22 protein-coding genes and 1 tRNA gene are annotated in these 22,874 nt (G+C 63.1%); 11 read left to right on the top strand and 12 right to left on the bottom strand.

The features are described from left to right. Window positions 1-148 precede the first annotated feature (148 nt). Window positions 149-742, top strand: coding sequence for an RNA pyrophosphohydrolase (locus tag CHB88_RS02985; protein ID WP_089397773.1), 594 nt, complete (start codon window positions 149-151; stop codon window positions 740-742). Continuing rightward, the gene (locus tag CHB88_RS02980) at window positions 739-1,314 is read left to right on the top strand and encodes a CNP1-like family protein (RefSeq protein ID WP_089397772.1); all 576 of its coding nucleotides are present in this window, start codon (window positions 739-741) and stop codon (window positions 1,312-1,314) included. Before CHB88_RS02985 ends, CHB88_RS02980 begins: the two co-directional genes overlap by 4 nt. 30 nt (window positions 1,315-1,344) lie before the next feature. Here CHB88_RS02980 and proB read toward each other — a convergent pair whose 3' ends face one another. The 4 genes from proB to rplU all read right to left on the bottom strand — a co-directional run bounded on the left by proB (window position 1,345) and on the right by rplU (window position 4,355). Further along, complete coding sequence (proB, locus tag CHB88_RS02975) at window positions 1,345-2,463, bottom strand: glutamate 5-kinase (protein ID WP_089397771.1); 1,119 nt, start codon at window positions 2,461-2,463, stop codon at window positions 1,345-1,347. Window positions 2,464-2,553: 90 nt separating this feature from the next. Beyond that, window positions 2,554-3,663: a GTPase ObgE gene (obgE, locus tag CHB88_RS02970; RefSeq protein ID WP_089397770.1), complete on the bottom strand. Its 1,110-nt coding sequence runs from the start codon at window positions 3,661-3,663 to the stop codon at window positions 2,554-2,556. A gap of 84 nt (window positions 3,664-3,747) precedes the next feature. After that, entirely contained in the window at window positions 3,748-4,005 is a 258-nt protein-coding gene (rpmA, locus tag CHB88_RS02965; protein WP_089397769.1) for a 50S ribosomal protein L27, read from the bottom strand. 38 nt (window positions 4,006-4,043) lie between these two features. Continuing rightward, entirely contained in the window at window positions 4,044-4,355 is a 312-nt protein-coding gene (gene rplU / locus CHB88_RS02960; RefSeq protein WP_089397768.1) for a 50S ribosomal protein L21, read from the bottom strand. A gap of 236 nt (window positions 4,356-4,591) precedes the next feature. Here rplU and ispB point away from each other — a divergent pair, with 236 nt between their 5' ends. From ispB to yacG, 8 genes are all read left to right on the top strand, one after another. Next, window positions 4,592-5,578, top strand: coding sequence for an octaprenyl diphosphate synthase (ispB, locus tag CHB88_RS02955; protein WP_089397767.1), 987 nt, complete (start codon window positions 4,592-4,594; stop codon window positions 5,576-5,578). A gap of 29 nt (window positions 5,579-5,607) precedes the next feature. Then, window positions 5,608-5,684, top strand: a tRNA-Pro gene (locus CHB88_RS02950). 345 nt (window positions 5,685-6,029) lie between these two features. Next, window positions 6,030-7,742, top strand: a complete 1,713-nt coding sequence (pilB, locus tag CHB88_RS02945; RefSeq protein WP_176442292.1) for a type IV-A pilus assembly ATPase PilB — start codon at window positions 6,030-6,032, stop codon at window positions 7,740-7,742. Between the two features lie 14 nt (window positions 7,743-7,756). Further along, window positions 7,757-8,989 (top strand): type II secretion system F family protein, encoded by a 1,233-nt coding sequence (locus CHB88_RS02940; RefSeq protein WP_089397765.1) that lies wholly within the window; start codon window positions 7,757-7,759, stop codon window positions 8,987-8,989. Further along, window positions 8,989-9,855, top strand: coding sequence for a prepilin peptidase (locus CHB88_RS02935; protein WP_089397764.1), 867 nt, complete (start codon window positions 8,989-8,991; stop codon window positions 9,853-9,855). Before CHB88_RS02940 ends, CHB88_RS02935 begins: the two co-directional genes overlap by 1 nt. Beyond that, window positions 9,852-10,493, top strand: a complete 642-nt coding sequence (coaE, locus tag CHB88_RS02930) for a dephospho-CoA kinase (RefSeq protein ID WP_089397763.1) — start codon at window positions 9,852-9,854, stop codon at window positions 10,491-10,493. The genes CHB88_RS02935 and coaE overlap by 4 nt, the downstream gene beginning before the upstream one ends. Window positions 10,494-10,569: 76 nt before the next feature. After that, window positions 10,570-11,325: a cell division protein ZapD gene (gene zapD / locus CHB88_RS02925; RefSeq protein WP_089397762.1), complete on the top strand. Its 756-nt coding sequence runs from the start codon at window positions 10,570-10,572 to the stop codon at window positions 11,323-11,325. 62 nt (window positions 11,326-11,387) lie between these two features. Next, complete coding sequence (yacG, locus tag CHB88_RS02920; protein WP_089397761.1) at window positions 11,388-11,576, top strand: DNA gyrase inhibitor YacG; 189 nt, start codon at window positions 11,388-11,390, stop codon at window positions 11,574-11,576. A gap of 13 nt (window positions 11,577-11,589) precedes the next feature. Here the strand turns inward: yacG and CHB88_RS02915 are convergent, their stop codons facing one another. From CHB88_RS02915 to secA, 4 genes are all read right to left on the bottom strand, one after another. Continuing rightward, window positions 11,590-12,003 (bottom strand): NUDIX domain-containing protein, encoded by a 414-nt coding sequence (locus CHB88_RS02915; RefSeq protein WP_089397760.1) that lies wholly within the window; start codon window positions 12,001-12,003, stop codon window positions 11,590-11,592. A gap of 11 nt (window positions 12,004-12,014) precedes the next feature. After that, on the bottom strand, window positions 12,015-12,896 hold the full coding sequence (locus tag CHB88_RS02910; protein ID WP_089397759.1) for an ATP-binding protein: 882 nt from the start codon (window positions 12,894-12,896) through the stop codon (window positions 12,015-12,017). A 55-nt stretch (window positions 12,897-12,951) separates the two neighbouring features. Next, the gene (gene argJ / locus CHB88_RS02905; protein WP_089397758.1) at window positions 12,952-14,190 is read right to left on the bottom strand and encodes a bifunctional glutamate N-acetyltransferase/amino-acid acetyltransferase ArgJ; all 1,239 of its coding nucleotides are present in this window, start codon (window positions 14,188-14,190) and stop codon (window positions 12,952-12,954) included. Between the two features lie 143 nt (window positions 14,191-14,333). After that, the gene (gene secA, locus CHB88_RS02900; protein WP_089397757.1) at window positions 14,334-17,102 is read right to left on the bottom strand and encodes a preprotein translocase subunit SecA; all 2,769 of its coding nucleotides are present in this window, start codon (window positions 17,100-17,102) and stop codon (window positions 14,334-14,336) included. Between the two features lie 292 nt (window positions 17,103-17,394). Here secA and CHB88_RS02895 point away from each other — a divergent pair, with 292 nt between their 5' ends. Beyond that, entirely contained in the window at window positions 17,395-17,862 is a 468-nt protein-coding gene (locus CHB88_RS02895) for a DciA family protein (protein WP_245844684.1), read from the top strand. A gap of 66 nt (window positions 17,863-17,928) precedes the next feature. Here CHB88_RS02895 and lpxC read toward each other — a convergent pair whose 3' ends face one another. The 4 genes from lpxC to CHB88_RS02875 form a co-directional block, all read right to left on the bottom strand. After that, entirely contained in the window at window positions 17,929-18,864 is a 936-nt protein-coding gene (lpxC, locus tag CHB88_RS02890) for a UDP-3-O-acyl-N-acetylglucosamine deacetylase (RefSeq protein ID WP_089397755.1), read from the bottom strand. 140 nt (window positions 18,865-19,004) lie between these two features. Further along, a complete protein-coding gene (gene glpK / locus CHB88_RS02885) occupies window positions 19,005-20,501 on the bottom strand; it encodes a glycerol kinase GlpK (RefSeq protein ID WP_089397754.1) in 1,497 nt (498 codons plus the stop codon). Between the two features lie 24 nt (window positions 20,502-20,525). After that, window positions 20,526-22,058 carry a glycerol-3-phosphate dehydrogenase gene (gene glpD, locus CHB88_RS02880; RefSeq protein WP_245844681.1) on the bottom strand — a complete coding sequence of 511 codons (1,533 nt, stop codon included), beginning with the start codon at window positions 22,056-22,058 and terminating at the stop codon, window positions 20,526-20,528. A 299-nt stretch (window positions 22,059-22,357) separates the two neighbouring features. Beyond that, complete coding sequence (locus CHB88_RS02875; RefSeq protein ID WP_089397753.1) at window positions 22,358-22,864, bottom strand: peroxiredoxin; 507 nt, start codon at window positions 22,862-22,864, stop codon at window positions 22,358-22,360. Window positions 22,865-22,874: the final 10 nt, after the last annotated feature.

Genomic DNA, 22,874 nt, shown 5'->3' with positions numbered 1-22,874 from the left:
TAGCTGGCTGATGCACCCCATTACTTCCAGAATTGATCAACTTCGCGCGCAGGGCTTGCACCGCCGGGCTGCCCGGCTGCCCGCGCGCGGCTGAAATGGCATGAATGTAACGGGGGCCGTCTAGCCGCAGAAAGTTTTGAGGTGCAACATGCTGGACCGTGAAGGCTTCCGCCCTAACGTCGGCATCATCCTGCTCAATACCCGGAACGAGGTATGGTGGGGAAAGCGGGTACGCGAGCATTCGTGGCAGTTTCCGCAAGGCGGCATCAAGTACGGCGAGACGCCGGAACAGGCCATGTATCGTGAGCTGGAGGAAGAGATCGGCCTCAAGGCCGAGCATGTCAAGATCATCGGTCGCACCCGCGACTGGCTGCGCTACGAAGTGCCGGATCGATTCATCAAGCGCGAGGTGCGTGGCCATTATCGCGGTCAGAAGCAGATCTGGTTCCTGCTGCGCCTGGTGGGCCGCGACAGCGACGTCAATCTTCGCCTGACGGATCATCCTGAATTCGACGCCTGGCGCTGGCACGACTACTGGGTGCCGCTCGACGTGGTCATCGAATTCAAGCGCGAAGTCTACCAGAGAGCGCTGCAGGAGTTGTCGCGCTTTCTTTCTCGCCCCGGCGGACAGAGCGCGCCGCGCCAGAACGCTCGTTACCTGAGGCACAACCATATCAGCCGCCACTCGGGCGAAAGCCTGGAAAAGCAACCGGCCGCGCATGGAAACAGCAAGCCAGAATGACAGAAAACAAGACTCAACAGAGCACTAATGGTGCTGCGGCGCTCGCCGCTTCGCGCCGCAAGGGAATGGCGCTTGCCACCATGGTATGCGGCCTGACGCTCATGGCAGCCCTGGCGCACGGACAGCAGCCAAACGAAGGCGAAGACGGCGACGACGAAGGCGGCAAGGTATGGCGCGAACTGGAGGTCGCCCCGCCTGCTCCGCCCGTCGCCGCGGAACTCATTCCTTTCGACGCCGGTGCGACCGCCACGCAAACCTTTCTGGTCGATCCCAAATCGATTTCCGTCGGCAGTGATGGCGTGGTGCGCTACACCTTGGTCAGCCGCAGCGCCGCCGGCGCCACCAACGTCAGTTTCGAGGGGATTCGCTGCAGCTCGTTCGAGAAAAAGATTCTGGCGATCGGCCGGCCTGACGGTTCCTGGGCGAAATCTCGCCGCGACCAGTGGGACAAGATTTCCCTCAACGGCATCAACCGCCAGCACGCATCCCTGGCCCGGGATTTCTTCTGTGACGGCTCGCTTATCGCCGGTACGCCGGAGAGAATGGTGCAACGTCTGCGCGCTCAGCGCTGACACGCTGTGCCGCCTGTGGGCGGCACCATGTCATAGCAGGACCAGATTGTCGCGATGAATCAGTTCCGGCTCCTCGACAAAACCGAGAATGGACAGGATTTCCGATGACGGCTTGCGCATGATGCGTCGCGCCTCGGAGCTGGTGTAGTTCGACATGCCGCGCGCGATCGCCCGGCCATGGTCGTCGGTGCAGGTAATCACGTCGCCGCGACCGAACTCCCCCTTGACTTCAACCACGCCGATGGGCAGCAGCGACTTGCCTTCAGCCGTCAGCTTCTGTACTGCGCCCGCATCCAGCGTCACGCTGCCGGCGGTCTGCAGGTGGTCGGCCATCCATTGCTTGCGTGCCGTCAGCAGCGCCGTCTGCGCGGTGAGCTGAGTGCCGATTGCTTCTCCGGAAGCGAGGCGGGTCAACACGTCCTTTTCCCGTCCCCACGCGATCACGGTATGCGCGCCTGAGGTGGCGGCGCGCTTGGCCGCCAGGATTTTCGTGAGCATGCCGCCCTTGCCGATGCCCGTTCCGGCGCCGCCGGCCATTGTCTCCAGCGCCGGATCACCCGCCTTCGCTTCATGCACGAACGCTGCTGCCGGATCGCGCCGCGGATCGGCGGTGTACAGGCCCTTCTGATCAGTGAGGATTACCAAAACATCGCCCTCGATCAGGTTGGCCACCAGCGCGCCCAGCGTGTCGTTGTCGCCAAACTTGATTTCATCCGTGACCACGGTGTCGTTCTCGTTGATGATCGGCACGACGCCAAGATTCAGCAGGGTGAACAGTGTGGAGCGGGCATTCAGATAGCGCTCGCGGTCGGCGAGGTCGGCATGGGTAAGCAGCACTTGGGCGGTGTGCAAGCCGTGTTTGCGGAAGCTGGTTTCATAGATCTGCGCCAAGCCCATCTGGCCGACAGCGGCGCAGGCCTGCAGCTCATGCACGCCGGTCGGCCGCTTGTCGAAGCCGAGGCGCTGCATGCCTTCGGCGATCGCGCCGGAACTGACCAGCACCACCTGCTTGCCGAGCTGGCGCAAGTGGGCGATCTGTTCCGCCCAGCGCGCGATGGCCTGGATGTCCAAGCCCTTGCCATCGTTGGTGACGAGGGACGAGCCAACCTTGATGATGAGGCGCTTGGCGTGTTGAATGACTGAATTCATAGCGTTGTTATGATTTTGCTTGCGTGCCGCTGCGTCAACCGATCCAGCCGCCCTCCCTGGCGCCTGGTCGGGAATGCTGCCTGATGCTTCTTAATCGATCATCTTGAAGCGGGGATCGTCGGGGTCGATCGAAACGATGCCGCGCGCCTCCTCGGCCATCTGGGTTTCCTCGGCACGCTGCTCCTGCTGGCGCTGCTCGGCGAGATGCTCGTAGATGGCGATGATCAGCTCTTCGCAGCCTTCGCGCGTCAGCGCCGAAATCTCGAACACCGGGCCCTTCCAGCCAAAGCGCTTGATGAAATCCTTGACCCGCTTCTTGCGCTCGTCTTCCGGCACCACGTCGAGCTTGTTCAGCACCAGCCAGCGCGGCTTGTCGAATAGCGATTCATCGTACTTCTTCAGTTCCTTGACGATGGCTTTCGCTTCCTTGACCGGATCGACGGCCTCGTCGAACGGCGCCAGATCGACGATATGCAGCAGCAGGCGGGTACGCTGCAGATGGCGGAGAAACTGGTGGCCGAGACCTGCACCTTCGGCCGCGCCCTCGATCAGGCCGGGAATGTCGGCGATGACGAAGCTCTTCTCGTGGCTGACGCGGACCACGCCGAGATTCGGATGCAGGGTGGTGAACGGGTAGTCGGCGATCTTCGGCTTGGCGTTGGAAACCGCCGTGATGAAGGTCGACTTGCCGGCATTCGGCATGCCGAGCAAGCCCACATCGGCCAGCAGCTTCAGCTCGAGACGCAGCTCGCGCCGCTCGCCCGGCTTCCCATCGGTCTTCTGGCGCGGCGCGCGGTTGGTCGAGGTCTTGAAATGGATATTGCCCCAGCCGCCCTCGCCTCCCTTGGCCAGCAGCACGGTCTGGCCATGCTCCGTCAGGTCGGCGATGACTTCGCCGCTATTGATGTCGGTGATCAGCGTGCCGACCGGCATGCGCAGTGTGATGTCGTCCGCGCCCTTGCCGTAGCAGTCGGAGCCGCGGCCGTTCTCGCCATCCTTCGCCTTGTGCAGCTTGGAGTAGCGGAAATCCACCAGGGTGTTGATGTTGCGGTCGGCCTCGGCCCAGATGCTGCCGCCCTTGCCGCCGTCGCCGCCGTCAGGGCCGCCGAACGGCCGGAATTTTTCGCGGCAGAACGACGCGACGCCGTTGCCGCCGTCTCCAGCAATCACTTCAATTTTTGCTTCGTCGATGAACTTCATTTTCTACCGCCAAAAATTAAAAAGGCCCTACCGTCGGCAGAGCCTTTTGAGGGAAGGCTTGCGCCTTGATGCGATCGTGCTGGCTTAGGCCGGGACGACAACCGCGGTGTGACGCTTCATCGGGCCGGTGGTCTTGAACTGAACCTTGCCATCGACCAGCGCGAACAGGGTGTGATCCTTGCCGATGCCGACATTCTCGCCCGGGTGAACGCGGGTGCCGCGCTGACGAATGATGATGCCGCCGGCATTGATGGCCTGACCGCCATAGACCTTGACGCCCAGTCGTTTCGACTCGGAATCGCGGCCGTTGCGCGTAGTGCCGCCGCCTTTTTTGTGTGCCATGTAAGACTCCTTGGTATCCGGTTAATTTCGATCAGCGCTTAGGCGTTGATCGAGACAATTTGCAGTTCGGTGTAATTTTGGCGATGGCCCTGGCGCTTCTGGTAGTGCTTGCGGCGGCGCATCTTGAAAATTTTCACCTTGTCGTGGCGACCGTGCGCCACTACCGTAGCCTGGACCTTGGCACCTTCGACCAGCGGCGCACCGAAGCGGATGCTGTCGCCAGCGCCCACTGCGAGAACTTGATCGAGAGTGATTTCGGAACCAATGTCAGCCGGTATCTGTTCTACTTTGAGTTTTTCGCCAGCAGCAACCTTGTATTGCTTGCCGCCGGTTTTTATGACCGCGTACATGTGAAACCTCGTCAATATGATTAAAGAAACTTTTCTCCCTGACCAGCCCTTGTTGGCGCCAATTCGGGAAAACCTCAAATTATACATGCACTTAGATGGCAGGTCAAAATCCGCGATAGAGCAGTTTCCGAATGGTGTAGATGCTTGTCATGCTGGATAGATTGCCTGCCATGCTTGGCATCCGGCATGTCATCGTATAATCCCCCCACTTTTCGACGAATCTCGCAGGATCCATTTTGTCCGCAGCACAGTCCGCCAACTCAAACCCGATCATCCAGCCCATTGCGGCAGACATGGAAGCGGTGAATCAGGTCATCCGCCGGCAGCTCCACTCCGATGTCCCCCTGGTGAGCCAGATTTCCGAGTACATCATCAGCGCCGGCGGCAAGCGCATCCGCCCCGTTCTCGTGCTGCTGATGGCGAATGCCTACCAATACAAGGGCACGCATCATCATGACTTGGCGGCCGTGGTGGAATTCATTCATACCGCCACTTTGCTGCACGACGACGTCGTGGACGAATCCTCGCTGCGCCGCGGGCGCCAGACGGCCAATGCCATGTTCGGCAACGCCGCTTCGGTGCTGGTCGGCGACTTCGTCTACTCGCGCGCCTTCCAGATGATGGTGGCGGTGGGCAATATGCGGGTGATGCAAATCCTCGCCGATGCCACCAACGTGATTGCCGAAGGCGAAGTGCTGCAGCTGCTCAATATGCACGACCCGGACGTGACCGAAGAACGCTATCTGCAGGTGATTCGCTCCAAGACCGCCAAGCTGTTCGAAGCCGCCGCGCAGCTCGGCGCGCTGATCGGCGGCGCCGACGATGCCGGCATTGAAGCCGCCGCCGAATATGGGCGCTCGCTCGGGACCGCCTTCCAGCTGATCGACGACGTGCTCGACTACTCGGGCAATGCCGGCGATATCGGCAAGAACGTCGGCGACGATCTGCGTGAAGGCAAACCCACTCTGCCCCTGATCTATCTGATGCAGCACGGCGAACAGGCTCAGCGCGACTTGGTACGTTACTGCATCCAGCATGGCGATCAGGAACGCTTCCCCGAAATCCTTGCCGCCATCACTTCCTCCGGCGCGCTGGACTACACCAAGCAGCAGGCGGAGCGCGCGGCCCAGCTTGCAGCCGCATCGATTGACCAAATCAGCGGTAGCAAATTCAAGGATTCCCTGATACAATTGTGCGCTTTCGCAGTCGACCGAAACCACTAGCAGCAACAAGGGGTTTCAGTTACCGAAATCGGGGTGTAGCTTAGCCTGGTAGAGCGCTACGTTCGGGACGTAGAGGCCGGAGGTTCGAATCCTCTCACCCCGACCAATCACTTCCTGGCTCGTGTCGACGACGTGAGCCACGGTCTTGAAGAAATTTCCAATCATCAAATGAAGTCGCTTGACTCGCATGCATGCTGACTCTTTGCATTGCTCTGCATGAGTTGCCGAGGCGTGTCACTACGGGCTCTTTGATCAGCGGCATGCAATTTCTTGGGTGCAATGTCCATCGTGCAACCCTGCCCCGTCTGCGCTGCGCAAATCAGACAATTCGTTGGCATGCTTGAATAGTTTCCCTAGAGGAAGCTGCAAAATCTTTACAAATCAGATGCCTGTAGGCATGATCTGATGCACCTCATGCCGTAAAGACAGTTCACATCATTTCATTGCAGCAATGCTATCACCTTCCGCCACCAGCAGCCCGGTCTCGGGTTTGGCCCGAGCACTCGTTCAGGCAAACCGCTTATCTGCGAGCCAGGCGGAAACCATCAACAAGAAGGCAGTCGCTGACAAGACAACGTTCATCGATGCCCTGCTCGCGTCCCAAAGCCTGGATGCCCGTTCTCTGGCCAGCTTTTGCGCCGAGACCTTCGGCTATCCGCTCCTCGACCTGAGCGTACTGGACCCGGCCTATCTGCCGAAGGAAATCATCGACCCGAAGCTGATGCAGAAGCAGCGCGTGGTCGCGCTGTCGAAGCGGGGGAATAAGGTGGCGGTGGCGATTTCCGATCCCACCAACACGCAGACGCTGGACCAGATCAAGTTTCAGACCGAGATGACGGTGGAGCCGGTCATCGTCGAGCACAACGTGCTCGTCAGCCTGATTGAAAAGCTGACGCAAACCGCCGAGCAAAGTTTGAACGAATTGGTCGGCGAGGAGTTCGAGGTCGAGATCGACGACGAGGCCGCCGCGCCCGTCGATGCAGCCAATGCCGACGTCGACGATGCGCCGGTGGTGCGCTTCCTGCAGAAGATCCTGATGGACGCCATCAACATGGGCGCCTCCGACCTGCATTTCGAACCCTTCGAGAAGTTCTACCGCATTCGCTTCCGGGTCGATGGCGTGCTGCGCGAAGTCGCCCAGCCGCCGCTGGCCATCAAGGAGAAGCTCGCCTCGCGCATCAAGGTCATCTCCAAGCTCGACATTTCCGAAAAGCGCGTGCCGCAGGACGGGCGCATGAAGCTTGCCTTGTCGAAGAGCCGGGCCATCGACTTCCGCGTCAGCACGCTGCCTACCCTGTTCGGCGAAAAGATCGTCATGCGTATCCTGGACCCGAGCCAGGCGCAGATGGGCATCGACGCACTTGGCTACGATGCCGACCAGAAGGCATTGCTGCTCGACGCAATCCAGCGTCCCTATGGCATGGTGCTGGTGACCGGCCCCACCGGATCCGGCAAGACGGTGTCCCTGTACACCTGCCTCAACATCCTGAACAAGCCCGGCATCAACATCTCCACGGCGGAAGATCCGGCCGAGATCAATCTGCCCGGCGTGAACCAGGTGAACGTCAACGACAAGGCCGGCCTGAGCTTCGCCGTCGCGCTGAAGGCCTTCCTGCGCCAGGATCCGGACATTATCATGGTGGGCGAGATCCGCGATCTCGAAACCGCCGACATCGCGATCAAGGCGGCGCAGACCGGCCACATGGTGTTTTCCACCCTGCATACCAACGACGCGCCATCGACGCTGACGCGCTTGATGAACATGGGCGTGGCGCCATTCAACATCGCCTCCTCGGTGATCATGATCACCGCCCAGCGCCTCGCGCGCCGGCTATGCAGCTGCAAGCAGCCCACCATCATTCCGCAGGAAACCCTGCTGGAAGCCGGCTTCCGGGAAGCCGACATCGATGACGGCTGGACGCCTTACAAGGCGGTCGGCTGCGAACGCTGCAACGGCACTGGCTATAAGGGCCGGGTCGGCATCTACCAGATCATGCCGATCAGCGAAAACATCGAACGCATCATCCTCGCCCATGGCACGGCGCTGGAGATCGAGGAACAGGCCCGGCGCGACGGCGTGAAGACGCTGCGCGAAGCCGGACTGGTGAAGGTGAAGCAGGGATTGACCAGCCTGGAGGAAATTCTGGGCTGCACCAACGAATAGAAAAGAGGGCAACAATGGCTACGGCAAGTCGGAAGATCGCCGGCGCTGGCGGCGTAAAGGAAAGCGTCTTCGCCTGGGAAGGCAAGGACAAGGCCGGCAAGCGCGTCAGCGGCGAATTGCGCGCCCAGGGTGAAGCGGTGGTGAATGCCACGCTGCGCCGGCAAGGCATCCTTGTCACGAAGATCAAAAAGAAGACCTTCCGCAGCGGCAAGAAGATTACCGAGAAAGACATCACCCTGTTCTCGCGCCAGCTGGCGACCATGATGAAGTCCGGCGTGCCGCTGCTGCAGGCCTTCGACATTCTGTCCAAGGGCAGCGCCAATCCTTCGGTATCCAAGCTGATCCAGGACATCCGGGCCGACGTCGAAACCGGCAGCAGCCTGAATCAGGCTTTCCGCAAGTTCCCGCTGTACTTCGACAGCCTGTTCTGCAACCTGGTCTCCGCCGGCGAGCAGGCCGGCATCCTGGAAGATCTGCTCGGACGGCTGGCCACCTATAAGGAAAAGACGCTCGCCATCAAGGGCAAGATCAAGTCGGCGCTGTTCTATCCGATTTCCATCATGGTGGTGGCCTTCATCGTCACCTCGGTGATTATGATCTGGGTGGTCCCGGCATTCAAGGAAGTGTTCAAGAGCTTCGGCGCCGACCTGCCGGCGCCGACGCTGTTCGTGATGGCAGTCTCGGACTTCTTCGTTCGCTACTGGTACCTGATTTTCGGTGCCGTCGGCGGCGCGCTCTATCTGTTCTTCCAGGCCTGGAAGCGCTCGGTGCCGGTGCAGCACTTCATGGACCGCGCGCTGCTGCAGGCGCCCATCTTCGGCGCCGTGATCCGCAAGGCAACCATCGCCCGCTGGACCCGCACCCTTTCCACCATGTTCGCCGCCGGCGTGCCGCTGGTGGAATCGCTCGACTCGGTCGGCGGCGCCTCCGGCAACGCGGTGTACTCGGAGGCCACGCGAAAGATCCAGACCGAGGTCAGCACCGGCACCAGCCTGACGACGGCCATGCAGAACGCCAATGTCTTCCCCAATATGGTGACGCAGATGGTGGCGATCGGCGAGGAATCCGGCGCGCTCGACCAGATGCTCGGCAAGGTGGCCGACTTCTATGAAGAGGAAGTGGACGAGGCGGTGAAGTCGCTCTCCAGCCTGATGGAGCCGATCATCATGGTGGTGCTGGGCGTGCTCATCGGCGGGCTGGTGGTGGCGATGTATCTTCCCATCTTCAAGCTGGGATCGGTGGTCTGATGTTCGATATTTTCCTGTTCCAGGCGCCGGCGAGCGTGCCAGCCGCCATCTTCATCGGCGTCTTCGGCCTGCTGATCGGCAGCTTCCTGAATGTCGTCATCCATCGCTTGCCACGCATGATGCAGCGCGAGTCGGAGAACTACGTTGCCCAGGAAAGCGGACAGCCCCTGCCGCACGCCGACCGCTACAACCTGATGACGCCGCGCTCGTCCTGCCCGCACTGCGGCCACAAGATCGGCGCGCTGGAAAACATCCCGGTGCTGAGCTACGCCATCCTGCGCGGCAAATGCGCCGAGTGCAAGGCGCCGATCTCGCTGCGCTACCCGATGGTGGAAGCGCTGACCGGCGTGCTGTCGGCTGCCGTCGCCTGGCATTTCGGCACCGGCTACACCGGACTGGCGGCGCTGCTGTTCACCTACCTGCTGATCGCCCTGACCTTCATCGATGCCGACACCCAGCTGTTGCCGGACGACCTCACCCTGCCCCTGCTGTGGGCAGGCCTGCTGGTCAACCTCAACGGCTTCTTCGTGCCATTGTCCGAGGCAGTGATCGGCGCTGCCGCCGGTTATCTCGTCTTGTGGAGCATCTACTGGCTGTTCAAGCTCGTCACCGGCAAGGAAGGCATGGGCTATGGCGACTTCAAGCTCCTCGCCGCGCTCGGCGCCTGGCTGGGCTGGAAGATGCTGCCGGCGATCATTCTGCTTTCATCCCTCGTTGGCGCCCTGGTCGGCATCGCGCTGATCCTGTTCGCCAAGCATGGCCGCGAAAACCCGATTCCCTTCGGTCCCTATCTGGCCGCCGCCGGCATGATTGCGTTATTCTTCGGGAAATCCATCGCTCAAGCCTATCTCGGCCTTCCGCTTTGACTTCCCCATCCGAAACGTCCGTTCTCGCATCCCGGTTTTCCATCGGCCTCACCGGCGGCATCGGCAGCGGCAAGACCACCGTGGCCAATCTGTTCGCAGCGCGCGGTGCAGCACTCATCGATACCGACCTGATCGCCCATCGGCTGACGCAGCCGGATGGCCTGGCGATCCCCGCCATCCGCGATGCCTTTGGTCCGCAGTTCCTCACCGCGACTGGCGCGCTGGATCGGGCACGCATGCGCAGCCATGTCTTTGCCAACCCAGCTGAGAAGTCCCGCCTGGAAGCCATCCTGCATCCGCTGATCCGCTCGGAGACCGAGCGCCAGGCAAGGGAAGCACGGGGCGTTTATGCCATCTTCGTCGTGCCGCTGCTGGTCGAATCCGGTTCGTGGCGGCAGCGGGTATCGCGGGTGCTGGTGGTGGATTGTCCGGAAAGTCTGCAGGTCGAACGCGTGATGCAGCGCAGCGGCTTGAGCGAGGCGGAGGTGCGCGCCATCATGGCGGCCCAGGCGTCGCGCGCGCAGCGGCTGGCGGCGGCCGATGATGTCATCGTCAATGATGGCGACCCGGGCAGGCTCGAAAACGAGGTCGACAGGCTGCATGCGCAGTATGTTTCTTTATCTGGGAAATCGGCCTAGCACTTATTTGTAATTTTTCATTGCTTCGTTCAGAATCACATAATTATCGCCGGGCAAATTACAGAGAGAAGCCATTTTGATCGTCTACGAATACCCTTTCAACGAGCGTATTCGCACGCTGCTGCGGCTGGAAGACCTGTACGAAAAGTTCGTCTTCTTCCTTCAGCAGGAACATCCGTATCAGCATCACATTGCCCTCTCCACCATCTTCGAGATGCTTGAGGTGGCCGGCCGCGCCGATCTCAAGTCCGATCTGCTGCAGGAACTGGAGCGCCAGCGCCAGACCCTGCTCGGCTTCCGCTCCAATCCCAACGTCCAAACCGAACGGCTCGACGCCGTGCTGTCCGACCTCGACCGCGCCACAGCGGCGCTGGTCGCGGCGCAGGGCAAGACCGGCCAGAACATCCGCGACAATGAATGGCTGATGAGCATACGCGGCCGCACTATCATTCCCGGCGGCGCCTGCGAATTCGACTTGCCCTCCTACTATGCCTGGCAGCAGCGTCCGCCGCGCCAGCGCTTCGAAGACATCACCGGTTGGTTCTCGCCGATGGCGCCGCTGTTCGATGCGATCGGCCTCGTGCTGCGCCTGCTGCGCGAGTCCGGCCGCTCGGTCGGCATCGTGGCGCAGGCAGGCAGCTACCAGCAGATGCTGCAGGGAAAAAGCTACCAGATGCTGCGTCTGGCCATCGACGAAAGCCTCGGCGCCACGCCGGAGATTTCGGCCAACAAGTACATGCTCTGGGTGCGCTTCACCTCCCAGGGCACCGATCTCAAGGCCAAGCCCGTTGAGAGCGACGTGCCGTTCGAACTCACGCTCTGCAATTTCTGAACCGGATAAAATAACGCCCCTCAAACAGCAGCGTTTTCAGCGCGCGATTTCGGAGGTGTTACATGCCAACCATGGTGGATTGTCCGACCTGCGGCAACAAGGTCGAGTGGTCGGAGAAGAGCAAGTACCGGCCCTTTTGTTCGGAGCGATGCAAGCAGATCGATCTCGGCGCCTGGGCCGAGGAGAAGTACACCATCCCGGCGGTGAATCCACCCAAGGATTTCGAAGACGACGGCCTGCCGCCGCGTTGAACGGCAGGACTGATCAGGCGGAGGGATAACGCAGGCGATCCAGCCATTCGATCAGCGGAATCGTCGCCGGCAGCAGCGGCTCGACGCCGAGGCTGCCCTGCCAGGCGAACGCCTGACCTTCCAGGCTTTGCGGCTCGCCGCGCCACTCGCGGCTGATGTAGAAATGCAGCCGCACATGGGCATGCGGATACACATGCTCGACGCAGCACCATGGCTGGGCCGACAACACCTCGATGCCCAGTTCCTCCATGAATTCCCGCTTCAGCGCCTCGAGGATGGACTCCTCCACCTCCACCTTCCCGCCAGGAAATTCCCAATAGCCGGGATAGGGCTTGCCCGGCGGGCGCTGACCGAGCAGCACATCGCCGTTCGGCTGCATCAGAATGCCGACGGCGACGTCGACCGGCTTTGTCTTTTCGGCAGCCATCACGCTTCCGCTCAGCGCCCGGCTTCGGCGATCTTGCCGGCATGGTCCTTGGCGAATTGCCAGGCCACCCGTCCGGAACGGGAACCGCGCTGCAGCGCCCAGCGCAGGGCTTCCGGCTTGGAGGCCTCGATATCATCCTCGGCGCAGCCGAAGTGGCGCAGCCAGTGGGCGACGATGTCGAGATAGTCGTCCTGGCGGAAGGGGTAGAACGACACCCACAGGCCGAAGCGCTCCGACAGGGAAATCTTTTCCTCCACCGTCTCGCCCGGATGCAGGTCGCCGTCCTCGGTGTGGGTGTAACCGGCGTTGTCCGACATCTTTTCTGGCATCAGATGACGCCGGTTCGACGTTGCGTAGATCAGCACGTTGTCCGACTGCGCGGTGATGCTGCCGTCCAGCGCCACCTTCAGCGCCTTGTAGCCGCCCTCGCCTTCCTCGAACGACAGGTCGTCGCAAAAGATGACGAAGCGTTCCGGACGATTGGCGACGAGATCGACGATGTCGGGCAGGTCGGCCAGGTCGTCCTTGTCGACCTCGATCAGGCGCAAACCTTGATCGGCGAACTGGTTCAGGCAAGCCTTGATCAGCGAAGACTTGCCGGTGCCGCGCGCACCGGTGAGCAGCACATTGTTGGCCGGCTTGCCGTGCACGAACTGGCGGGTGTTCTGTTCGATCTGCTGCTTCTGGGCGTCGATGTTGTGCAGGTCCTGCAGAGCGATGCGAGCCACATGCGCCACCGGCTGCAGGTAGCCGCGCGCGGAACCGTTCGGCCGGCGCCAGCGGAAGGCGACCGAGGCGGTCCAGTCGGGCTCGGCGACGGATTGCGGCAGGATGGTTTCGATGCGGGCCAGCAGCGCTTCGGCGCGCGCCAGGAATTGGTCGAGTTGGGTCATGATGGAGTCGTCGATCGGTCCCGGCTTCGCGCCGGGGACCGTGATGGAAAGCGGATCAGGAACGATAGTCGGCGTTGATGCTGACGTAGTCATGGGACAGGTCGCAGGTCCAGATGGTGGCGGAGGCATCGCCGCGCGCCAGCTTGACGCGGATGGTGATCTCGCTCTGCTTCATCACCCGCTGGCCATCGGCTTCCTGGTAATCCGGGTTGCGGCCGCCCGACTTGGCGACCCAGACGTCGTCCAGGTACAGATCCAGTTTCGAGACGTCGAGGTCGTCCACGCCGGCGTAGCCGATGGCGGCCAGGATGCGGCCGAGGTTGGGATCGGAGGCGTAGAATGCGGTCTTCACCAGCGGCGAATGGCCGATGGCATAGGCGATCTTGCGGCATTCATCGGCACTGCGTCCCTGCTCCACCTGCACCGTCATGAACTTGGTGGCGCCTTCGCCGTCGCGCACGATCATCTGCGCCAGCTTCTGCGACAGCGCGATCACCGCCTCGGCCAGCTGCGCATACTCGGGGCTGTCGATGTCGTTGACCTCGACGCCGGCGGCGCCGGTGGCCATGATGATGAAGGAATCGTTGGTCGAGGTATCGCCGTCGATGGTGATGCAGTTGAAGGACTTGTCCGCCGCCTGCTTGACCAGACGGTCCAGCACCGGCTGCGCCACCTTGGCGTCGAAGGCGAGGAAGCCGAGCATGGTCGCCATGTTCGGCTTGATCATGCCGGCGCCCTTGCTGATGCCGGTGAGCGTCACCGTCTTGCCATTGATGACCACGCTGGCCGAAGCCGCCTTCGGCTGGGTATCGGTGGTCATGATGGCATGCGCGGCGTTGAGCCAGTTGTCGCCCTGGAGATTGGCGATGGCCTGCGGCAGGCCAGCCTTGATGCGGTCGACCGGCAGCGGCTCCAGGATCACGCCGGTGGAAAACGGCAGGATCTGCGCCGGCTCGCAACCGAGCAGGCCGGCCAGCGCCGTGCAAGTCTCGTTGGCGGCTGCCAGGCCGGCTTCGCCGGTGCCGGCATTGGCATTGCCGGTGTTGATCACCAGCGCCCGGATCGGCGCGCCCGACAGGCGCATGCCTTCCAGATGCGCCTTGCACACCTGGACCGGGGCGGCGCAGAAGCGGTTGGCGGTGAACACGCCGGCGACGGTGGCTTCCGGCGCCAGCTTCATCACCAGCAGATCCTTGCGGCCGGGTTTGCGCACGCCGGCTTCCGCATGGCCAAGCTCGATGCCGGCAACGGGTTTCAGTTCAGCAGCTTCGGGAAGGGGAAGATTGACGGCCATGGCGGGTAAGGTAAATGGAAAACGAGAGCGCTATTGTAATCGCGCTTGGCGGATTGGTTAATTCAAGCACGTCTGCCGCAAACAGGCGCGGCAAAGAAAAAGGGCAGGTCGCCCTGCCCTTCCACATTGCCAGAAGGCTGACTTCAGGCCAGCTTGCCGTGGCACTGCTTGTACTTCTTGCCGCTGCCGCAAGGGCAGGGATCGTTGCGGCCGACCTTGGGCAGCATGTTGACCATGGTCTGGCCGGCAGCGCCCTCGCCGGCTTCCGCCACCGGCGCCAGCAGTTCTTCCGGCGCGGCGTTGGGGTCGAAGTCGGCATGCTGGTAGTGCACGTTGGCGAGATGGGATTGCGACAGCTGCTCCTCGGCGGCGTCGATCTCCTCGCGCGACTGGATGCGCACCGTCATGATGATGCGCACCACTTCGTTCTTGATCAGATCCAGCATCTGGCCGAACAGTTCGAAGGCTTCGCGCTTGTACTCCTGCTTCGGGTTCTTCTGGGCATAGCCGCGCAGGTGGATGCCCTGGCGCAGGTGGTCGAGCGCGGCGAGATGCTCGCGCCAGTGAGTGTCGATGCTCTGCAGCATGACGCTGCGCTCGAAGCCGGCGAAAGCTTCCTTCCCCACCACCGCCAGCTTGGCTTCGTAGGTATCGTTGGCCGCCTTCAGCACCCGCTCCAGCAGTTCCTCGTCAGTCAGGTCGGGCTCCGCCTCCAGCATCTTGGTGAGCGGCACCTCGAGCTGCCAGTCGGCTGCCAGCGCCGCTTCCAGACCCTTGATGTCCCACTGCTCTTCCATCGATTCCGCCGGCACGAAGCTGCGGAACAGGTCGGTGAAGACGCCGGCGCGCAGCGAAGCGATCATGTCGGTGATGTCGTTCGCTTCCAGCAGTTCATTGCGCTGCTGGTAGATCACCTTGCGCTGATCGTTGGCGACGTCGTCGTATTCGAGCAGCTGCTTGCGGATGTCGAAGTTGCGGGCCTCGACCTTGCGCTGCGCCGACTCGATGGAACGGGTCACGATGCCGGCCTCGATCGGCTCGCCTTCGGGCATCTTCAGGCGGTCCATGATGGCGCGCACGCGGTCGCCGGCGAAGATGCGCAGCAGGGGGTCGTCCAGCGACAGGTAGAAACGGGAAGAACCCGGGTCGCCCTGGCGGCCGGCGCGTCCGCGCAGCTGGTTGTCGATGCGGCGCGACTCGTGACGCTCGGTGCCGATGATGTGCAGGCCGCCGGCCGACACCACATGGTCGTGCAGCGACTGCCATTCATCGCGCAGCTTTTGCGCCTGCTGCTGCTTGTCGGCGTCGGACAGGCTTTCGTCGGCCTCGATCAGCTGGATCTGCTTGTCGACATTGCCGCCGAGGACGATGTCGGTGCCGCGGCCCGCCATGTTGGTGGCGATGGTGACCATCTTCGGCCGACCGGCCTGGGCCACGATCTCCGCCTCGCGCGCATGCTGCTTGGCGTTGAGCACGTTGTGCGGCAGCTTCGCCTGGGTCAGGATCTTCGACAGCAGTTCGGAATTCTCGATCGAGGTGGTGCCGACCAGCACCGGCTGGCCGCGCTCGTAGCAATCCTGAATATCCGCCACCACCGCGTTGTAGCGTTCCTGGGCGGTCTTGTAGACCTGGTCCTGGCGGTCCTTGCGCTGGCTCGGACGGTTCGGCGGAATCACCACGGTTTCCAGGGCGTAGATCTCCTGGAACTCGTAGGCTTCGGTGTCGGCGGTGCCGGTCATGCCCGCCAGCTTGGCGTACATGCGGAAATAATTCTGGAAGGTGATCGAGGCCAGGGTCTGGTTCTCGTTCTGGATCTTCACGCCTTCCTTGGCTTCCACCGCCTGGTGCAGGCCTTCCGACCAGCGGCGGCCGACCATCAGGCGGCCGGTGAATTCGTCGACGATGATGACTTCATTGTTCTGCACCACGTAGTGCTGGTCGCGGTGATAGAGCGTGTGGGCGCGCAGCGCGGCGTACAGGTGGTGGATCAGGGTGATGTTGGCCGGGTCGTACAGCGAAGCCCCTTCCGGCAGCAGGCCCATGCGGGTCAGGATCTGCTCCGCCTTCTCGTGGCCGGCTTCGGTCAGCAGCACCTGGTGCGACTTCTCGTCCTTGGTGTAGTCGCCCGGGACCTCAATCTTGCCCTTGCCGTCCGGCGTTTCCTCGCCGATCTGCAGCGTCAGCAGCGGCGGCAAGGCATTCATCTTGACGTACAGCTCGGTATGGTCTTCCGCCTGGCCGGAAATGATCAGCGGCGTGCGGGCTTCGTCGATCAGGATGGAATCAACTTCATCGACGATGGCGAAATTCAGGCCGCGCTGCACCCGGTCGCGCACATCATAGACCATGTTGTCGCGCAGATAATCGAAGCCGTATTCATTGTTGGTGCCGTAGGTAATGTCGGCGGCATAGGCGGCCTGCTTGGCGGCATGGTCCATCTGCGACAGGTTGATGCCGGTGGTGAGGCCGAGCCAGCCGTACAGGCGCCCCATCCATTCGGCGTCGCGCTGGGCGAGGTAATCGTTGACCGTCACCACGTGCACGCCCTTGCCGGACAGTGCGTTCAGATAGGCGGCCAGGGTCGCCATCAGGGTCTTGCCCTCGCCGGTGCCCATCTCGGCGATCTTGCCGTAATGGATGACCATGCCGCCGATCAGCTGCACGTCGAAGTGGCGCATCTTCAGCACCCGGCGGCTGGCCTCGCGGCAGACGGCGAAAGCTTCCGGCAGGATGTCGTCGAGGGAAGCGCCCTGGGCGACACGCTCCTTGAGCTGCGGCGTCTTGGCCTGCAGCTCCGCATCGGATAGCTTTTCCATCGCCGGTTCGAGCGCGTTGATCTCGCGCACGGTTTTCTGGTACTGCTTGATCAGTCGCTGGTTGCGGCTGCCGAAAATCTGGGTCAGTAAGGACATGCTTGGATCTAAAGCCTATCTCAATTGAGTTGGTTATCGGCGCCGATGCGCCTCGGGCCGGTCGGTCTGCCTCTCATGGCACATGCCAGAAAAACAGCGCCAGCCAAATCGCCGATTCTATCATGGTGGTATGGCAGCCTAGGCCAGGGCGGGATTTGACCGGACGAAAGATTTGCGTGGGTCATTCCTGATTTCGGGCGGTTCTTTCCGGCATGGCTCGGCGCAAGCGTTTTGCCGCCGGCCAGCCACTGCTGCGATAATGCTGTCTACCGATTTTGCAGGCGACCACACCGTGCGTTACAAGGCTTCCCCCACCTACAAGGGCGTCACCGAATTCCTGAATGCCGACAACAAGCTGGCCACCCTGCTGCCCGCCGCGTCGCGCATGGCGGAAATGCAGCGCGACATCGGCAGCCTGCTGCCGCCGGCGTTCGAGGCTTGTTCGGTCATCCATTTCGACCGCGGCGAACTGGTGCTGGCTGTGCCGAACGCCTCCCTCTCCGCGCGGCTGCGGCAAATGCTGCCCAAGCTGCAGGAAGACCTGACGCGGCGCGGCTGGCGCGTCGAGGTGATTCGGCTGAAGGTTCAGTTCGGGAAAAACTTCCGGCCGCCAGCCCCGCCCCGCAAAACCCTGGCGCTGCCGGAGCAGGCGGTATCGGCACTGGCGGACCTGCATGGTTCGCTGGAAGATACGCCGCAGAACCAGCAGCTCAAGGCGGCGCTGGAAGCCATGCTGATGCGTCACATCGGCAACAAGTAGCGCGGCAGCCCAAAGAAAAACGGGCGCCTGACTCGGCGCCCGCAGGTGCAATCGATCAGGATGCCGTCAGGTAAGCGCCCACTCCGGTGCAGCAGCACGAATATAGCCGTGCGGCGCCTTGGCTTCGTTCTCGAAAGTGACGATTTCATAAGCATCCGGCTGCGCCAGCAGCGCGCGCAGCAGCTGATTGTTCAAGCCATGCCCCGACTTGTGGGCGGTATAGCTGGCCAGCAGCGGCATGCCGACAAGGTAAAGATCGCCGATGGCGTCCAGGATCTTGTGGCGCACGAATTCGTTCTCGTAGCGCAGGCCGTCCGGATTCAGGATGCGGTATTCGTCCATCACGATCGCATTCTCCAGCGAGCCGCCACGGGCCAGCCCCATGCCGCGCAGGGTTTCGACGTCCTGCATGAAGCCGAAGGTGCGGGCGCGGGCGATTTCGCGCACGTAGGAATCCTCGGCGAAATCGATCTCGGCGATCTGGCCGGTGCTGTCCACCGCCGGATGATTGAACTCGATGAAAAACTTCAGGCGAAAACCGTTGTACGGCTCCAGGCGCGCCCATTTTTCCTGGGCGCCCTTGCCTTCCCGAACTTCGACCGGCTTCTTGACACGAATGAATTTTTTCGGCGCATTCTGTTCTTCGACGCCGGCCTGCTGCAGCAGGAAGACGAAGGTGGAAGCCGAACCGTCCATGATCGGGATTTCTTCGGCCGTCAGATCGATGTAGAGGTTATCGATACCGAGGCCGGCGCAGGCCGACATCAGGTGCTCCACGGTGGACACCTTGGCGCCGCTCTTGTCGAGGGTTGATGCCATGCGGGTGTCGCCGACGTCGACCGCATTGGCCGGCAGTTCCACCGGCGGGTTGAGGTCGACGCGCCGGAAGACGATGCCGGTATCGGGCGCGGCGGGACGCAAGGTCAGGTCGACCCGGGTGCCGGAATGGAGCCCGACGCCTGTCGTCTTGACAAGTTGTTTGACGGTACGTTGTTTGAGCATTGGCCGATTATAACAACCAACCCGCGGGTCATTTGTTACCGGAAGTAAGACTGCTCTTCCCTGTTGGGATTAGGCGACGGCAAAAAATCGCCGATTCAAAACTCAAACAACGCCAATCCGGAAAGCTCACCGATAGGCCGTCACTCGGGGACGGCCCATTCCCGCGATCTGTCGACCGCGCGCCGCCAAGTCGCCAGGCGCTGCCGCGCCTCCGCCGCCGCCATGGCCGGTTCGAAGCGCCGGTCGACCTGCCACTGGGCGGCGATTTCTTCCCGGGAAGACCAGAAACCGACTGCCAGTCCCGCCAGATAAGCCGCGCCGAGCGCCGTCGTTTCCGTGACCTTGGGACGGACCACCGGTACGCCGAGCACATCGGCCTGGAACTGCATCAGCAGATTGTTTCGGGCGGCTCCCCCGTCCACGCGGAGTTCGGTCAAGCCGATTTCCGCATCCTTCTGCATCGCTTCCAGCACGTCGGCGGTCTGGTAGGCGATGGCCGCCAGCGTCGCCCGGGCGATGTGGGCCTTGGTGCTGCCGCGCGTCAGTCCGACGATGGTGCCGCGCGCATAGGCATCCCAGTAAGGCGCGCCGAGGCCGGCGAAGGCCGGCACCATCACCACGCCGCCCGTATCCGGCACGCTGGCGGCGAGTTCCTCCACCTCTTCGGCGCTGCGGATGATGCCCAGGCCGTCGCGCAGCCATTGCACCGCCGCGCCGGCCATGAAGACGCTGCCCTCCAGCATATACTCTGCGCCGGGCACGCCGCTGCGGTTCCAGCCGACCGTGGTCAGCAGGTTGTTGTGAGAGGCTTTCGCGCGATCGCCGGTATGCATCAGCATGAAGCAACCGGTGCCGTAGGTGTTCTTCGCCATGCCGGGCTGGTGGCAGGCCTGGCCGAAGGTGGCGGCCTGCTGGTCGCCGGCGATGCCGGCGATCGGAATCGAAGCGCCGAACCATTGCGGGTCGCTGCGGCCGACTTCGCCGCTGCTCGGCACCACCGCCGGCAGCACCGAAGGCGGGATGTCCAGGCATTGCAGCAGTTCCTCATCCCAGGCCAGCGCATGAATGTCGAACAGCATGGTGCGGGAGGCATTGCTGACATCGGTGACATGCCTGCCGCACAGCTTCCACACCAGCCAGGCATCGACGGTGCCGAAGGCCAGTTCGCCGCGTTCGGCGCGGGCGCGGACGCCGGGCACGTTGTCGAGCAGCCATTTCAGCTTAGTGCCGGAAAAATAGGCGTCGATCACCAGGCCGGTCTTCTGGCGGATGCGCTCCGCATGGCCGGCTTCGCGCAGCGCGTCGCAGATGCCGGCGGTGCGGCGGTCCTGCCAGACAATCGCATTCGCGACCGGTTTGCCGGTGCTGCGGTCCCACAGCAGCGTGGTCTCGCGCTGGTTGGCGATGCCGATGGCGGCGATGTCGGCGGCGTCGGCGCCCGACTCCCGGAGCACTTCCTGCGCCACCGCGAGCTGGCTGCGCCAGATGTCGCCGGCGTCGTGCTCCACCCAGCCGGGCTGGGGAAATATCTGCGGGAACTCCTGCTGCGCGATGGCACGCACGCGCCCGTCATGGCCGAACAGGATGGCGCGCGAACTGGTGGTGCCCTGGTCCAGCGCCAGGATGTATTTGTTCATGGTCTCCCCCGTGAAGCGAAGCGCTCAGCGCACGGCGTTGGCGGCGGGCGCCAGCACGGTGGCGCCGGCGCGCGCCGCGATCCAGGCATCCAGTCTGGACCCCGCATCGGCCGGCAGATGCAGGCCGAGCTTGGAGCGCCGCCACAGGATATCATCGGCGCAGCCGGCGAACTCGCGCCGCATGAGGTAATCCACTTCGGCGGCATACAAGCCGGGCAGGATTTCCTCGCCCATCTGCGCCGGTTCGGCGCGCCCTTCCATCAGCAGTTCGATGCGGCGTCCGTAGGCGCGGGCATAGCGCGCCACCAGCGCCGGCGGCAGCCAGGCATAGCGGCGCTGCAGGCTGCGCAGGTAGCCGTCGAACTCCTGCACCGCGCGGTTGTTCGGCACGGGGCCGAAGATGTCGCCGCCCGGCAGGCAAGCCTTTTCCGTCCATGCCGGCCGCGCGCAGCCGAGCAGGGGCGCGAGCGTGTCCACCGCTTGCTCCGCCAGCTTGCGGAAGGTGGTGATCTTGCCGCCGAGGACCGAGAGCAGCGGCGCGCCGTCGCGATCCAGTTGCAGCCGATAGTCGCGCGTCACCGCCGAGGCATTCGCCGACGCATCGTCCAGCAGGGGACGCACGCCGGAATAGGTGGCGACGACGTCCTCGGCGCGCACCGGCTGGCGGAAGTAGCGCTGCGCCAGGCCGCACAGGTAGCCGACCTCTTCCTCGCTGATGCACACCTGATTCGGATCGCCGCGGTACTCGATGTCGGTGGTGCCGATCAGCGTGAACGCGTGTTCGTAGGGAATGGCGAAGACGATGCGGCCATCCGGGTGCTGGAACAGGTAGGCATGCGGATGATCGAACAGCTTGGGCACGATGATGTGGCTGCCCTTCACCAGCCGCAGCGCGCTTTGCGCTCCCTGCGGCCTGGCTTGCTGCAGCAGGTCGGCGGCCCACGGGCCGGCCGCGTTCACCACGCTGCGGGCCGCCACTTCGATGCGGCTGCCGTCGGCCCGCGCGAGCTGCGCCCGCCAGAGACCGCCCTCGCGCTGCAGCCGTTCGCAGCGGGTGCGGGTCAGGATGACTGCCCCCTTCTCCGAGGCATCCACGGCATTGAGCGCCACCAGCCGGGCATCGTCCACCCAACCGTCGGCATAGATGAAGCCGCGTTCGAACGCCGGCTTGAGCGGCGCGCCGGCTTCATGGCGGCGCAGGTCGATGGCGCCGGAGGCAGGCAGCAGTTCGCGCCGGGCGAGATGATCGTAGAGGAACAGGCCGGCGCGTATCAGCCAGGCCGGCCGCTGTCCGGCGTCGTGCGGCATGACGAACTGCAGCGGCCACATGATGTGCGGCGCGCTGCGCAGCAGCACCTCGCGCTCGGCCAGCGCCTTGCGCACCAGGCCGAATTCATACGTCTCGAGATAGCGCAGGCCGCCGTGGATGAGCTTGGTGGAGGCGGACGAGGTATGGGCGGCAAGGTCGTCTTTCTCGCACAGCACCACGGAGAGGCCGCGTCCGGCGGCGTCGCGGGCGATGCCTGCGCCGTTGACGCCGCCGCCCACGATCAGCATGTCGCACTGAAGATCTCCTGCTTGCTCGCGCATCGGGTTGGCCCCTGGAAATCGATCCGGAAAATCCATCTGCTTCATCTGTCGCCCCGCCCCATGCGGCGCCGGCCCGACGCCCGCCCCGCTCTTGTCCTGGTTTTGCCCTGGTCCGCCGAACCGCCATTTTGACAGTTCGGCTTGGCGGGCAAGGCTCTGGATGCGGCGCCCTTAAGTTGGCTCAATCGGCGGCTCGATGCAATGGCGGGCGCGGATGCGAAAAACGGCGCCGCAGCGCCGTTTCACTGTGATGCCAGTTGGCGTTTTCAGCCCAGTTGGCCGAGCAGGGTCTCCGCATTCGACACTTCGAACTTGCCAATCTCTTCCAGATTGAGCTGCTTCACCACGCCGTCATCCACCAGCATGGAATAGCGCTTCGAGCGGGTGCCCATGCCGTTCTTGCTGAAGTCGGCATCCAGGCCGAGCGCCTTGGTGAAGTCGGCATTGCCGTCGGCCATCATGCGCACGATGCCGGTGGCCTTCTGATCTCGGCCCCAGGCGCCCATGACGAAGGGATCGTTCACCGAGATGCACCAGATCTCGTCCACGCCCTTGGCCTTGAGCGCGTCGGCGTTGGCGACGTAGCCGGGCACATGCTTGGCCGAGCAGGTCGGGGTGTAGGCGCCGGGCAGGCCGAAGATGGCGATCTTCTTGCCTTTGACGAGATCGGCGACGTTGAAATGGTTGGGGCCGAGCGAGCAGCCTTCGGTTTCGACGTCGATGAACTCGGACAGGCGTCCTTCCGGCAGGCGGTCTCCGACTTTGATGGTCATGATGCGGTCC

This window comes from Noviherbaspirillum humi, assembly GCF_900188095.1.
In the GTDB taxonomy this organism is placed as follows: Bacteria; Pseudomonadota; Gammaproteobacteria; order Burkholderiales; family Burkholderiaceae_D; genus Noviherbaspirillum; species Noviherbaspirillum humi.
This window is presented reverse-complemented; position numbering and strand designations above follow the sequence as displayed.

Coding starts and splice junctions, on each gene's coding strand:
- CHB88_RS02985 (WP_089397773.1), top strand. CDS start 149: ATGCTGGACCGTGAAGGCTTCCGCCCTAACGTCGGCATCATCCTGCTC.
- CHB88_RS02980 (WP_089397772.1), top strand. CDS start 739: ATGACAGAAAACAAGACTCAACAGAGCACTAATGGTGCTGCGGCGCTC.
- proB (WP_089397771.1), bottom strand. CDS start 2,463: ATGAATTCAGTCATTCAACACGCCAAGCGCCTCATCATCAAGGTTGGC.
- obgE (WP_089397770.1), bottom strand. CDS start 3,663: ATGAAGTTCATCGACGAAGCAAAAATTGAAGTGATTGCTGGAGACGGC.
- rpmA (WP_089397769.1), bottom strand. CDS start 4,005: ATGGCACACAAAAAAGGCGGCGGCACTACGCGCAACGGCCGCGATTCC.
- rplU (WP_089397768.1), bottom strand. CDS start 4,355: ATGTACGCGGTCATAAAAACCGGCGGCAAGCAATACAAGGTTGCTGCT.
- pilB (WP_176442292.1), top strand. CDS start 6,030: ATGCTATCACCTTCCGCCACCAGCAGCCCGGTCTCGGGTTTGGCCCGA.
- CHB88_RS02940 (WP_089397765.1), top strand. CDS start 7,757: ATGGCTACGGCAAGTCGGAAGATCGCCGGCGCTGGCGGCGTAAAGGAA.
- CHB88_RS02935 (WP_089397764.1), top strand. CDS start 8,989: ATGTTCGATATTTTCCTGTTCCAGGCGCCGGCGAGCGTGCCAGCCGCC.
- yacG (WP_089397761.1), top strand. CDS start 11,388: ATGCCAACCATGGTGGATTGTCCGACCTGCGGCAACAAGGTCGAGTGG.
- CHB88_RS02915 (WP_089397760.1), bottom strand. CDS start 12,003: ATGGCTGCCGAAAAGACAAAGCCGGTCGACGTCGCCGTCGGCATTCTG.
- CHB88_RS02910 (WP_089397759.1), bottom strand. CDS start 12,896: ATGACCCAACTCGACCAATTCCTGGCGCGCGCCGAAGCGCTGCTGGCC.
- argJ (WP_089397758.1), bottom strand. CDS start 14,190: ATGGCCGTCAATCTTCCCCTTCCCGAAGCTGCTGAACTGAAACCCGTT.
- secA (WP_089397757.1), bottom strand. CDS start 17,102: ATGTCCTTACTGACCCAGATTTTCGGCAGCCGCAACCAGCGACTGATC.
- lpxC (WP_089397755.1), bottom strand. CDS start 18,864: ATGCTCAAACAACGTACCGTCAAACAACTTGTCAAGACGACAGGCGTC.
- glpK (WP_089397754.1), bottom strand. CDS start 20,501: ATGAACAAATACATCCTGGCGCTGGACCAGGGCACCACCAGTTCGCGC.
- glpD (WP_245844681.1), bottom strand. CDS start 22,058: ATGCTGATCGTGGGCGGCGGCGTCAACGGCGCAGGCATCGCCCGCGAC.
- CHB88_RS02875 (WP_089397753.1), bottom strand. CDS start 22,864: ATGACCATCAAAGTCGGAGACCGCCTGCCGGAAGGACGCCTGTCCGAG.